The organism is Nocardia sp. NPDC005366 (genome assembly GCF_040606855.1).
Lineage (GTDB): Bacteria > Actinomycetota > Actinomycetes > Mycobacteriales > Mycobacteriaceae > Nocardia.
In genome coordinates this window covers 1-12,545 of sequence record NZ_JBEXFQ010000012.1, presented here as the reverse complement: position 1 = coordinate 12,545, position 12,545 = coordinate 1, and the positions used below count along the sequence as shown (strand labels likewise).

Sequence of the window (12,545 nt, the reverse complement as noted above, 5' to 3'; positions counted from 1 at the left end):
ACTCATGGACCGCCCGCCTGTGTGTCGCACATCGATCTGCCTGCGCTTTCGCGGTGCCGACGTGATGCTTCGGCCCGCGCCGAATTCGCTGCCGAATTCGCTCGGCCGGGTGTGCGACGCAGCCGAGGACGGCCGAGCCGTCCGGCGTGTCGGAGGGGCGTGGCAATATTCGAGCACGATGAAACTCAGCAAGGGCGCCAACGCGCCGGTACCGACATCGCTTCTAGCCGTGGTTGTTTCATGGCGATCGGAGCATGTCGTCGACGCGCACGCGCTGCTGCTGGCGGAGTCGGGCACGGTGCGTTCGGATCGCGATCTGGTCTTCTTCAACGCGCCTAGGCACGTCTCCCAGGCGGTGACCATCGATCAGGAGCCCGCGGCGGGCACGGCGCGGCTGAGTGTGTCGCTGCCACGCACCGAATCCGAGGTGGACAGGATCGTCGTGAGCGGCTCCCTCGACCACGGCACCTTCGGCGAGGTCGGCGGCCTCGCGGTGACGGTGTTCGACGCCGACGGCCCGGTGGCGCACTACGACATCGATGATTCCGACGCGGTCGACGCGATGATGTTCGGCGAGTTCTACCGCCGCGACGGGCGGTGGCGATTCCGCGCGATCGGCCAGGGCTGGACCACCGGACTGGCGGGAATGATCACCGAATTCGGGGTCGCCGTCGACGGGCGCGACGCACAGGCCGGTTCCAAGCGCGCCTCGAACCCGTTCGCCAGCCCCGGCCGCACCGACTCCTACCCGGCCGCCCGATGGACCGATCCGCCCGCGCCCGGCTCGCCGCCCGCTTCCCGCGCACAGCACGCCCCGCCATCGCCATCGGCATCGGCATCGGCATCGGCATCGGCATCGGCATCGGCATCGGCATCGGCATCGGCATCGGACAAGGTGCACACCGGGGCGTCCGCGTCCGGTACATGTCCGGCAACAATGGACGATCTTCCGGCATCGAGTCCCGAGGGACCGTGCCATGGCGTGCGGCCGACGCCCCCCGTCGCCGAACCGACTCGGCCACACCCCTATCACCGTGCCGTCGATCTCACCCGGCGCTCCACCGAGCGCCCGCCCACTCCCCCGCCGAATCCGGAACGCGCCGACTGGCATCGGGATCCGGAGGATTCGGCGCGGATGCGCTGGTGGGACGGAACAGAGTGGACCACCGCCACCCATCCGCGCCGGCAGACCGACGCGCGGCACTGCGCACGTTGCGGAAATACCCTGCGCCGCAAATTGTTCGGTGGGCATTCCGACTGTCAGCGCTGCGCCGCGGAGATCGAGGAATTCCTGACGCACTGGGGTGTCCGTGCCAGGCGAACGCTCACCACGACAGGTCCCCGTGGCGAGGAGTGGGCGGCACTGTGGGCGGCACTGCGATACCAGCACATCGAGGAGACGGTCGGCAGGAACATGCTGCGCGAGCCCGGCCTCGGCTATGTCGAGCGACTGGCGACCTTCGCCTTCGCCGACGGCGATATCGCCCAGCAGGAATTGGACGATTTCGAGGCGGCCATCGAAGAATTGACGCTGACCGGTCCCCTGATCGAGGACCTACGCAGGCGGATGCACCGCGGTCGCGTGCTGTCGCGGCTGCGCGAAGGGGAACTGCCGGTGGTGCGCACGCCAGGGCTGCACCTGGACCCGGAGGAACGGGTGCATCTCGATCTCGCCGCGACCCATGTGCGTCACCTTGCCCGCGGCCCCAAGATCACGCAGGGACGGCTGATCGCGAGCAACAAGAAGATTCGCTTCGTCGGGGCGGGCGCGGGGACCGAGATCCCTTGGAACCGTGTGGTTTCGGTGCATGCCGAGCACAGTTCGGTGATCATCGCGGCGACCTCGGCTCGCGGTGGGGCGATGTTCGACGTCGCCGACCCGGACTATGTCGCGGCGGCGCTCGAAGGCGCGCTCCGGGTCGCGAAACGCCTGGTGCTCACCCCGGGACAGCGCGATTCACGCAGCATCCCACAGGAGGTGAAAGCCCAGGTGTGGCAACGCGACGGCGGCAAATGCGTGGAATGCGGCAGCGGGCACTACCTGGAATTCGACCACGTCATCCCCCTCAGCCGAGGCGGCGCGACCAGCGCGTCGAATCTGCAGATCCTGTGCCGGTCGTGCAACCGCACCAAGGGTGCGCGGATCTGAACTCAGCGTGCGTAGGGGTTGGTTTCGTTCTCGGCGACGAACTGCGCGAATGTCTCCGTGCCGTCGCGATGCTCCGGGCAGGTATTGACACCGCGACGGAAGCCGCCGGCGATCCGTCCCGGTAGCGGTATCCGCACGGTGCGCCGCGGGCCGCCGTGTGCCGCACGCCAGATCTCGACCAGCTGACCGAGGGTGAGCACCTCCGGTCCACCGAAGTCGGCGGCCGTGCCGACCGGTTCCCCGTCGAGGAGTTCCGCGATCCGTGTCGCGACATCGGCGGTGGCGACGGGCTGGAACCGGAAATCCAGGGGAAGCGGCGCGAGCGGGAGCCGCGCGGCGGCGCCGATCGCGGCGGCGAGCAGTTCGTGGAACTGGGTCGCCCGCAGAATCGTGTACGGCACACCGCTGTCCGCGATCAGCCGTTCACAGGCGAGTTTGCCGCGGTAGTAGCGAAACGGGATCTGATCGATCCCGACGATGGATATATAGAGCAGATGACGCGCGTCCCCCACGGCGCGCAGCAGATGTTCGGTCTGCACCGGATCGGGGCAGCGCAGGCGGCGCGAATCCGTGGCCGCGTGCACGATGAGATCCGCGCCCGCCGCGGCCTCGGCGACGCCCGCCCCCGTGTTCAGGTCGCCGAGATGGGTTCCGGCTCCGGCGCGCCGGGACAGCACCCGCAGCTGGTGACCGTCTCTGCGCAGACGGTCGACGATACGCGTGCCGAGCGCTCCGGTGCCACCGGTGATGAGGACAGTGCTCATCACCCACACCTACCGCAGGCCGGGACAGACGCCAAGCACGACGGGCGAGGATTTCCGCTCAGCCCGAAACCAGACCCGCCGTGCGCCCCAGATCGGCCAGCATCGCGTCGAACAGGAACTCCGGATTCGACAGCGGAATCGGATAGTTGCCGAATACCTCGAGTGTCACATGCCCGTACAGCCGGGCCCAGATCTGGATCATCAGGTACGTGACGCCCAGATCCAATTTCTCGGCGGGAAATTTCTGCCCGCTTTCGGACAGGGCCGCAAGCAGCTCGGTCTGAAACAGCACGAGATCCTCGCGCAGTTCCCCTGGGATCACATCGGTCGGCGGGGTCACGATGTCGTAGGTCGCGAGCAGTCGGCCCGCCGCCGCTAGGAAAACCCGCCCGAACGGCTCGTCGAAGCGGCGCATCAGCGCCGTCTGCCCGGTGCCGGGCGAGGCGAATACCAGGGTGTATTCCTTGGTATGCGCCAGCGCCCAGCGTCGAAAGCCCTTGCAGATGGCGAAGAACTGGATCGCGCCGTCGTCGGGCAGGGTGGTGATCTCGGCGGTGAGTTCGGCTGCGAGATCGGCACAGAACTCCAGCCGCAGACCTTCCAGCAGGTCGTCACGGCTCTTGTAATGCCGATACAGCGCGGGCGCGGTGATGCCGAGCTCGCGCGCGATGGCGCGCAGGGTCAACGCGTCGGGACCGTGCTCGACGAGTAGCGCCCGGGCGACCCGCCGGATATCGGCGTCGGTCACGACCGGCGCGCGGCCCCGCGGCTTGGGTTGTCTATCTCCCACGTCATCCCGCCTCGAATGTCGCCCGGCGCCGTTGCGCGGGCTCACCCTCGATTCAAGCGTATTCGACTTCCCAGCGCTTGATTCCGTTCAGCCAACCCGAACGCAATCGAACCGGATCGGCGACCTGACGCAGATTCGGCATCGCGTCGGCGATGGCGTTGAACATCAGATCGATCTGCAACCGCGCCAGATTGCTGCCGACGCAGTAGTGCGTGCCGGTGCCCCCGAAGCCGACGTGCGGATTGGGGTCGCGCAGCACATCGAAGGCGAACGGATTCTCGAATCCGTCCTCGTCGAAATTGGCCGAACTGTAGAACAATCCGACCCGCTGCCCCTTCTTGATCCGCTGCCCGCCGATTTCGGTGTCCTGGGTCGCGGTGCGCTGGAACGCGGTGACGGGGGTGGCCCATCGCACGATCTCGTCGGGCGCGGTGCGCGGACGCTGCTGCTTATACAGCTCCCACTGCTCCGGATTGTCGACGAATGCCTTCATACCGTGGGTGATCGAGTTCCGAGTGGTCTCGTTCCCCGCGACCGAGAGCAGGATGACGAAGAACGCGAATTCGTCCGAACCGAGTTGTTCGCCATTGATATCGGCGTTGATGAGCTGGGTGACAATATCGTCCGCCGGACATTTGCGCCGTTCCTCGGCCATATTCCAGGCGTAGCCCATCACTTCGGCGGTGGCCGCGTGATGATTGCCGTCGAACTCAGGATCGTCGTAGGCGATCATCTGGTTGGTCCAGTCGAACAGCTTCTTGCGATCGTCCTGCGGAATCCCGATGAGTTCGGCGATGGCCTGCAGCGGCAGCTCGCACGCGACCTGCTCGACGAAATCGCCCCGGCCGCTCTTCTTGGCGTCGTGCACGATCCGGGCGGCGCGTTCGGTGAGCGCGGCCCGCAGGCTTTCCACGGCGCGCGGGGTGAACCCCTTGGAGATGATGCGCCGAACCTTGGTGTGCTGGGGCGGATCGAGATTCAGCAGCAGCATATTTCCGAGCATGTCGATCTGTTCGCGAGTGGTGTCCTCGTTGAACCGGATGATCGCGGTGTTCTCGTGCGAGGAGAAGACCTCGGGATTCTTCGAGATCTCCTTGATGTCGGCGAGCTTGGACACCACCCAGTAGCCGCCGTCGTCGAAACCGCTGGCACGGTCGGATTGCGCGCACCACCACACCGGGGCGGTCCTGCGCAGTTCGGCGAATTCTTCGACCGGAAGGCGGGTGGCGAGCAGGTCGGGGTCGGTGAAGTCGAATCCCGCGGGGATCGAGGTAACGGTCACGGCAATCTCCTACCGGTCTGGGCTGCAAGACCTCACAACACTGTGCTGGTCGGACGGCGTCCCGGAGATCCCCTGGTCCGATGGGTCTCGATCGTGGCGGTGCGCTCACTCGCACCGCCGTGTGGAACACGTCCAAGGAGATGGAACCACACCGCGCACCTATTTGTGAACAGTATTTAGTAAAACGTGTTTACTTTTCCTGGGCCGCGCGGATCAGGCGCCGATCACCGCGTTCATGATGGTGCCGGCGCTGGTCGCGACGACCCCGCCGATCATGGCTCCCGCGACCATCTTCGGTGATTCCAGACCGCTTCCCGACCACTTCTCCCAGGCGAATCTGCCGCCGGCGTAGATGATGGCGACGATGCCGGACAGCATCGCGAACCAGGTGATGTACCGGACGAACTGCATGATCTTGTCCGACAGCGGCGGGGCCTCGGGCGTCGGATTACCGATCTGGGCCAGCGTTGCGACGCCGTCGCCGAACGTTGTCAGCACGATACTCACCGCGAGATCCTCCCTGTACCCCCGAAGGGCGAAAGCGACTCGGGTGTCGCAGCATTCGCCGACGACACCGCCGGGCGGAACCACCGGCCACGACAATCGGATTCCCCGGCCGCCGCGCAGTACCCATCATCCAGAGCCACCGGATCTCGTGCAAGCAGGCGCCTGCGTCACCCCGCGGAAACCGATACCATCCATAGTGATGCCGTACCGGTCCCGAGTCCCGCCCGAATCAGAATGAGCAGCACGCCAATGATACTGGTCTCCACATATGACGTCCTCGCGCAGATCGGCAACCCCTCGCCCGAGGCCCCTCCGATCTCCGACAAGATCCTCCAACTCGTCCGTTACCTGACGTGGTTCGTCTTGCTGTCGGGCATCATCGGCATCATCTACGCGGGCGGCAGATTCGCCTGGGAGAAGTGGTCCGGTGGCGGTCTGGAATCGCCGAAGATGGTGGCGGGAGCCATGATCGGCGGGGTCGTCGCGACCAGCGCCGGCACCATCATGAACGCCGTAATCGGCTGATCAGGCGATAATTCGGGCGGCGCGGGCGGCACGCAGCCAGTCCGGGAATTCACCGAGCAGCCGGACGTACAGTTCGTCGTCGTCGACCTGATCGATATCGTCGAGCGCGAAGAAGCCCGCGTTGTCCACGATGCGGCCGTCCAACTCGTCGAGACTGCGCAGCAGACCGTAATTGGCGCGGCCGAGCCCTACGAACTGCCAGAACGCGGGCAAATGTGCGGCCTCACGCATCAATGCGGCGATCTCACGTTTCTTCGCGAAACCGCCGTCGGTGAAGAACAACACCAGCGTCGGCCGGTCGCCGGGACGCAGCGAGTCGATGATGTCGCGCATGATCGGCAACTCTTCGTTGCGCGCACCGAGAACGCCGTAGTCGATGCCCTCGTGTATGCCGCCCAGGTGCAGAAAGGTCTGCGCCCACTGTTCACCGTGCTGCACAGCGATATCGGGCAGTTTGACGAAGGAACGCGCATAGAGGTACGCCTCCAGGGCGCCGTCGTCGTCGAGTTGGGTGGCGATCGGGATCATCCGCTCCACCACGCGGTGCACGACCTGCTTGCGATACTGCGCGAGCATGCTGCCGGTCTTGTCGATCACCAGCACGACCCTGGCGCGAGTTCCGAACGCGGACTTATCGATCAGCACCTTGGCGACAGCACGTTTGCGCAGGTCCAGCTTGGCGCGCTTCTCCAAGGACAGCGCGGCCTCACCGGGGACGGTGCGCACCTGAGGTTCGGCGGAAGTCGCCGCCACGGCGATCGGTCCGGCGGCGATCGGTCCGGCGGCGATCGGTCCGGCGGCAACCGGGGTCGCGGTATCGGACTGCTCGTCGTCCACGCTCACGCCGTGATTGGTGACCAGCGCCGCGAATCCGCCCGCGTACCCCTGTCCCACCGCCCGCACCTTCCACTCCGTGCCGCGACGGTACAGTTCCAGCGCGATGACAACGGATTCGCTCGCGAGACCGTCGATCGTGTACTCGTACAGCAGATTTCCCGCCGTATCCGCGACGGTGGCGACGGCGGCGGCGAACTGCCCGAACGTGGCCCGCTGATCGTCGAGGGTGATCACCACGCGCACCTGAGCGATCTCGGCGGGGATCTCGGCCGGTGACACCGTGAGCGAGGCAGGCGCGCCCTGCCGCAGTCGCACCCCCGGCGCCTCGGGCTGATTGAAGAAGACGAAATCGGCGTCGGAGCGCACCCGGCCGGATTCGGTCACGAGTAACGCGGACACGTCGGCGGGGGCATCGAGCCGCACCGACACCACGGCTCGCGGGACCGACAACGGGCCGTTCTGCCCTTTGACCAGCGAATGCACCACCGAGACTCCTGTTTTCGACGCGTCCGGGCTCAGCGTACGGGAGCGTTCGAATACCCGGTGCCGATCGACCTCCGGTGTCCCGCCTCGATCAGGTGACGCGGATCCTCCTCCGTAGGCCGGATCGCCGGGCAGACGACCGGCTCACTCCCGCAGTGCCGCGCTCAGCACCGGCCACGAGTTGTGCAGATCCTCTTGCCAATACCCCCACGAATGGGTTCCGTTCGCACGGAAGTCGAAGGTGGCCGGAACACTCAACTCCAGGAATCGATCCCGCAACTGCTGGGTACACGAGTAGGTGATCGCGTCCAGCGCACCGCCGATGAGCAGTTGATCCAGCAATTTCCGCGAATCCGAGTTGATACCTGGACCGTCGAGGGTGTCGAGCGGGCCCGCCTGCCCGGTGCCGGTCGACACGTAGATCGCCGTGCCGCGCAACCGATCGGCATGCAGATACGGGTCGTTGGCCGCCCACGCCGGGTCCGTCGGCGGCCCCCACATATTCGCCGGATTGCCGCGCTTGCCGGCGACGATCGTCTCGACCATCGCCTGCCCGAGTGGATCACTCGTCCGCACACAGCCGCTGTAGGAACCGATCGCGCGGTAGAGCCCCGGCGCCGCCAGCGCCAGCCGGAACACCGCCGAACTCGCCATCGACAGTCCCGCGATCGCGTTCGCCCCGTTACCACGGAACGCTGAATCGATGATCGGCGGCAACTCCCCGGTCAGGAAGGTCGTCCACCGCTGTTTGCCCAGCACCGGATCCTCCGCATGCCAATCCGCGAAGAATGTGCCCCCGCCGCCGATCGGCATCACGACATTCACCTGCTCGTCGGCGAAGAATCTCTCCGCGTCGGTCCTGGTGAGCCAATTCTTCCCGTCACCCCACGACTCGGTATCGCTACCACCGTCCACCCCATTGAGCAGATACAGGGTCGGCGCGACCGCCGAATCATCCACTGCCGGAAGAACCGCGATCCGCACCTCGCGTCCCATCGCCTCCGAACGCACCACCACATCCACGACCCGCCCCGGCCCCTGCGCCGCCGACACCAACCGTGATCCATCGGGCGCGGGTCGTGCCGTCGCCATCGCCCGCACCGCGACCGACATTTCCTGCTCGGCCGAGGCGATCCCACCCGACCCCGCGGCGAGAGTCGACACGACGACAACGGCAACGAACAGGACAGCGCCGCGCACGACGGACCGCCCACCCCAGACACTCACGCGAACCTCCGAGCCCATCGACACGCGGCACTTGTCCGCCCGACCCTAACCCCCCGCACCCCCGCACCGCGGCACCCATCGCGGTTTTGGCTTTTCTCGCGAACGCGAACGTCCACCGTTGGCACAGACCACAATCCGCAGCGGGTTCGGTCGCACTGTCAGCGCACGCGTTCCATGGTTCGCGAGGTGTGGGCGCGGGTGTGCGTCAGTACCGCGCCACCGAGCGAGTACGGGATCGATGTCGCCATGAACGGGATGCTCACGGCGACGGCGACTGTCGCGGGAACCGCGTGGGCCGAGCGAGGCAGCACCACCGCCAGTACGGCGGCGAACAGCAATGCCGACGCCACGCCATATCCCGCGAAGGCCAGGCGTCCGCCATTGCGCGGCCGATGCCTGTCGGCCGTTCCGCAGGATCCGCCACTTGCGCCGCGAAGCAACTCGATTAATACTTAGCCATATGGCTAAGCATTCTGTACTGGACGACGTATTCGCCGCCCTAGCGGATCCGTCTCGCCGCGCAGTGGTCCAGCGCCTCGGATCCGGTCCGGCCAGCGTCGGGGAGTTGGCCGAGTCTGCGCCGATCACCCTGCCGTCGTTCATGAAACATATTCGTGTCCTGGAGGCCAGCGGGCTGATCCGGACCGTCAAAACCGGTCGGGTGCGTCGATGCGAACTCGACCGCGAACGGTTCGGACTGGTCGATGACTGGCTGGCCGAACAGCGCCGCATCTGGGAGGGCCGCACCGACCGGCTCGAGCAATTCCTCACCGAAACCAAGGAGTCCACCGATGAATCCTGATCTCGACCTCACCATCCACCGCGTCATCCGCGCGCCCCGCGCGAGCGTGTGGAACGCGTGGACCGACCCGAAAAGCCTTGCGCAATGGTGGCTTCCCGCGCCGACCCGGTGCCGCGTCGAAAGACTCGAGATCAGGCCCGCAGGCGCCTTCGTAACGAGTATGAGTGACGACGGCGAGAAGTTCGTCCCACACCTGGATGCCTGCTTCCTGGTCGCCGAGGAGCACGAACGCCTCGTGTTCACCAACGCCCTCGACAGCAACTGGCGTCCGGCCGCAGGCGCTCCGGTGCCGATGACCGCCGAGATCACCCTGCGCGATCACCCGGACGGCACCGACTATCGCGTACTCGTCCGGCACGGCGACCCGGCCGCGCGGGCCCGTCACGAAGAACTGGGATTCGCGCACGGGTGGTGGACGGTCACCGATCAACTCACAGAACTCATCGAGAGCGAGGTCAGGGCATGAAACTCACGCTCACCGAGTTCGTCACCCTCGACGGAGTCAGCCAGGGACCGGGCTCATCGACCGAGGACACCAGCGATGGTTTCGATCGCGGTGGCTGGCTGGTGCCCTACCTGGACGAGACGTTCATCCAGCGCACCTCCGAATGGCTCGATTCCGCCGACGGACTACTCCTCGGGCGCCGCACCTACGAGGCGTTCGCGCGCGACTGGCCCGCCATCACCGATCCCCGCGACCCCTTCACCGAGCGGATGAACGCCCTGCCGAAATACGTCGTATCCAACACCCTGACAGCAGGCAGTTGGAATCCGACGACAGTACTACCCGGCGACCCGGTCGCCACCGTCGGCGACCTGAAACGCCGGCCGGGCCGCGAACTACAGATCCACGGCAGCTCACACCTCGGCAATTGTCTGCTCGCCGCCGGACTCGTCGACATCGTGCGACTGGTCGTCGCCCCCACCGTGCTGCGAACGGGAAGACGACTACTCACCGGAAACGGCTCGACCACCGGCCTTCGACTCACTCGCCACGAGGCCACCGGTCGCGGCCTGCTGCTGCTCGAATACGAAGTCGGTGGACCCGCACCACTTGCGGAATTCGACGGCGTCAGCCAGTTCGTCTGAACCCCGATCACCGAGTGAGGCGACTGGCGTGTAGTGGGTAGGTGTTGCCGGTCGAGGGGAGACGCACATGTCCTGGCGCGACAGCACGCCCGAGCCCGCTCCGAGGCCCCGTGCGACAGAGTCCACGCGATTCGGAAACGGATAAACCCGCCGCGAGGGCTTGGGCACTCATCACGGGCTATACAGAGCCTTCAAGCGGCGGTCCCTCGCGAACCAGGGCACCACTCGGCGGCAGGGCGATCCTCGTCTTGTCGCCGAACGGTGACGACCGCGGCCGGTTTCCCTTGCCGATGACCAGCGCGGTGTCCTCCTCGAAATCGAGATCATCGACGGAAGGTTCGCGACTTCACCACAGCGGCAACCGGTATCGGCGAACAACCCAGATAATGGCATTGTCGCGACGCGAGTCGAAATCGGTTCCGGGGCACCCGTCGAACAGCGTCTTCAATTCAACGGGCGACGATCAACTACATCACCTCAACGGTCTGCGTCGGCACGACCTGTACACCAGGATCGGTCGTTCGCAGACGACGCCGTCGTCGTCAGTGCCGAGTTCCCTGAGCGGGGCTGCCGCCCGTTCAGCCACAAAGGTCACGAGTGGTCGCTCAGTCCCCGCTGAACCACAGGTAGCCGTGGATTCGGATCGCCTCCTCGGAAGCGCTCCGCAGAACCGAAATCAGCTCCGATTCAGCGGAGTTCTTCGGTTCGAATTCAGTGAGTTCTTCGAGGAAGAACTTCAGTTGATACGAGTTGAACATCGTGTCCGCGTACTTGTGTATGCCTCGCATAATCGAACCGACCGGCGCATCCAACACTATGTCGGCGAGCGTCACCGCAGGGAGGCCTGCGGTCGTTGAATGCTTTTCATGTATTTGATCCTGAACGATGATGCTGATTGCCAATGCCGGGCCTCTCTTGAATTCCCGAAGGCTATATTCGGGGGATAACGTTCAGTCTGGGAACATATTAACAACAGTGCCCCACCTGTCGGTGATTACTTTGTATCGAGACGTCGGCTGGCCGCCCGAATCCTGAGTGTTGACCAGTGGTTGTGCGTGGCGGATGTTGCCGCCGTCGTTCGGCGTGACGGTGCCGACGGCGCATCGCCGGTTCACTGTCTGGACGCAATCGGGTGTGTGGCGGCGGTTGCATCGAGCGGTGCTCGACGAGTTGGGCGCCCACGGGCTGATCGACTGGTCTCGGGCGGTGGCCGATGGAGCGAGCGTGCGAGCGAAAAAGGGGGCGGCCTGACCGGCCCGAATCCGACCGATCGAGGTAAGCCCGGCTCGAAGCTGCACGTGCTGACCGATCGGGCGGGAATCCCTCTATCCGTGGCGGTTTCGGGTGCCAACGTCCACGACTCCCAGGCACTGAAGCCGCTGGTGAAGGCGATCCCGGCGGTGCGGTCGCGGCGAGGTCCGCAGCGTCGTCGGCCGGGCAAGTTGCATGCCGACAAGGCCTATGACCAGCCGGAACTGCGACGGCGGCTGCGCAGGCGTGGAATCGCGGTTCGTGTCGCCCGCAAAGGAATCGAATCCGCCGAGCGTCTGGGCCGTCATCGTTGGGTGGTCGAGAGAACGATCTCGTGGCTGACCGGATATCACCGACTGGCAATCCGATACGACCGCACAGGAACTCACTTCCCGGGCTTCCTCACACTCGCCGCAGCGCTGACCGGCTTCAAGAAGCTCGCCAAAGCGCGAACAACCATGTGAGACACGGTCTAAGTAAAACAATCTCGAAGGCTCATTGTCAGGCACCCTAATGCTCCCCTTGCGCCGGTTTAGAGACCGTCGCACTTCAGTCGCTGCCGCTGCCTGCTGCCGTGGCGGGAACACGACGCCTCTATCGGTCAGACGACCATCGAAGTCTCTAGCCTCGATCTTTCGCCGGTCTGTTGGCCGCGGAAGCTGTCAATCCGGATGAGACATCAGGCTGCGTAGGGGGTTTGTGGCGGGTGGTCGGTTCGGAGGGTGGCTGGCGGTTCGTTGATCCAGACCCGGATCGGCAGCCTGGGTGGTAGCGGTCGGCGGCCGTGGAAGCGTTCGGGGTGAGCCGTGAATGCCTGGTCCAGGGTCTGGGCTCGGCGT

At 65.7% G+C, this 12,545-nt stretch carries 13 protein-coding genes and 1 pseudogene; 6 read left to right on the top strand and 8 right to left on the bottom strand.

Going from position 1 to position 12,545, the window contains the following annotated elements; genetic code table 11:
• Positions 1–178: 178 nt before the first annotated feature.
• On the top strand, positions 179–2,149 hold the full coding sequence (locus ABZS43_RS15875; protein ID WP_355036618.1) for a TerD family protein: 1,971 nt from the start codon (positions 179–181) through the stop codon (positions 2,147–2,149).
• A 2-nt stretch (positions 2,150–2,151) separates the two neighbouring features.
• On the opposite strand, the gene ABZS43_RS15870 is transcribed toward ABZS43_RS15875, so the two are convergent.
• From ABZS43_RS15870 to ABZS43_RS15855, 4 genes are all read right to left on the bottom strand, one after another.
• Positions 2,152–2,913, bottom strand: coding sequence for an SDR family oxidoreductase (locus tag ABZS43_RS15870; RefSeq protein WP_355036617.1), 762 nt, complete (start codon positions 2,911–2,913; stop codon positions 2,152–2,154).
• Positions 2,914–2,971: 58 nt separating this feature from the next.
• Positions 2,972–3,703, bottom strand: coding sequence for a TetR/AcrR family transcriptional regulator (locus ABZS43_RS15865; RefSeq protein ID WP_355036616.1), 732 nt, complete (start codon positions 3,701–3,703; stop codon positions 2,972–2,974).
• 52 nt (positions 3,704–3,755) lie between these two features.
• A complete protein-coding gene (locus tag ABZS43_RS15860) occupies positions 3,756–4,985 on the bottom strand; it encodes a cytochrome P450 (RefSeq protein WP_355036615.1) in 1,230 nt (409 codons plus the stop codon).
• A 213-nt stretch (positions 4,986–5,198) separates the two neighbouring features.
• Positions 5,199–5,492 carry a hypothetical protein gene (locus ABZS43_RS15855; protein ID WP_355036614.1) on the bottom strand — a complete coding sequence of 98 codons (294 nt, stop codon included), beginning with the start codon at positions 5,490–5,492 and terminating at the stop codon, positions 5,199–5,201.
• A gap of 249 nt (positions 5,493–5,741) precedes the next feature.
• On the opposite strand from ABZS43_RS15855, the gene ABZS43_RS15850 reads away from it, so the two are divergent.
• Positions 5,742–6,017 carry a hypothetical protein gene (locus tag ABZS43_RS15850; protein ID WP_355036613.1) on the top strand — a complete coding sequence of 92 codons (276 nt, stop codon included), beginning with the start codon at positions 5,742–5,744 and terminating at the stop codon, positions 6,015–6,017.
• On the opposite strand, the gene ABZS43_RS15845 is transcribed toward ABZS43_RS15850, so the two are convergent.
• The 3 genes from ABZS43_RS15845 to ABZS43_RS15835 all read right to left on the bottom strand — a co-directional run bounded on the left by ABZS43_RS15845 (position 6,018) and on the right by ABZS43_RS15835 (position 8,914).
• The gene (locus ABZS43_RS15845) at positions 6,018–7,340 is read right to left on the bottom strand and encodes a VWA domain-containing protein (RefSeq protein ID WP_355036612.1); all 1,323 of its coding nucleotides are present in this window, start codon (positions 7,338–7,340) and stop codon (positions 6,018–6,020) included.
• A gap of 141 nt (positions 7,341–7,481) precedes the next feature.
• Positions 7,482–8,450 carry an alpha/beta hydrolase family protein gene (locus ABZS43_RS15840; RefSeq protein ID WP_355036783.1) on the bottom strand — a complete coding sequence of 323 codons (969 nt, stop codon included), beginning with the start codon at positions 8,448–8,450 and terminating at the stop codon, positions 7,482–7,484.
• A gap of 272 nt (positions 8,451–8,722) precedes the next feature.
• On the bottom strand, positions 8,723–8,914 hold the full coding sequence (locus ABZS43_RS15835) for a hypothetical protein (RefSeq protein WP_355036611.1): 192 nt from the start codon (positions 8,912–8,914) through the stop codon (positions 8,723–8,725).
• A gap of 110 nt (positions 8,915–9,024) precedes the next feature.
• On the opposite strand from ABZS43_RS15835, the gene ABZS43_RS15830 reads away from it, so the two are divergent.
• From ABZS43_RS15830 to ABZS43_RS15820, 3 genes are read left to right on the top strand one after another with little or no spacing between them, the layout of a single operon-like run.
• Positions 9,025–9,366, top strand: coding sequence for a metalloregulator ArsR/SmtB family transcription factor (locus ABZS43_RS15830; RefSeq protein ID WP_355036610.1), 342 nt, complete (start codon positions 9,025–9,027; stop codon positions 9,364–9,366).
• Positions 9,356–9,832 carry an SRPBCC domain-containing protein gene (locus ABZS43_RS15825; protein ID WP_355036609.1) on the top strand — a complete coding sequence of 159 codons (477 nt, stop codon included), beginning with the start codon at positions 9,356–9,358 and terminating at the stop codon, positions 9,830–9,832. The genes ABZS43_RS15830 and ABZS43_RS15825 overlap by 11 nt, the downstream gene beginning before the upstream one ends.
• Positions 9,829–10,455, top strand: coding sequence for a dihydrofolate reductase family protein (locus ABZS43_RS15820; protein WP_355036608.1), 627 nt, complete (start codon positions 9,829–9,831; stop codon positions 10,453–10,455). The genes ABZS43_RS15825 and ABZS43_RS15820 overlap by 4 nt, the downstream gene beginning before the upstream one ends.
• 605 nt (positions 10,456–11,060) lie before the next feature.
• On the opposite strand, the gene ABZS43_RS15815 is transcribed toward ABZS43_RS15820, so the two are convergent.
• Entirely contained in the window at positions 11,061–11,357 is a 297-nt protein-coding gene (locus ABZS43_RS15815) for a hypothetical protein (RefSeq protein WP_355036607.1), read from the bottom strand.
• A 133-nt stretch (positions 11,358–11,490) separates the two neighbouring features.
• On the opposite strand from ABZS43_RS15815, the pseudogene ABZS43_RS15810 reads away from it, so the two are divergent.
• Positions 11,491–12,170: pseudogene (locus tag ABZS43_RS15810) on the top strand (IS5 family transposase); the annotation flags it as partial.
• Positions 12,171–12,545: the final 375 nt, after the last annotated feature.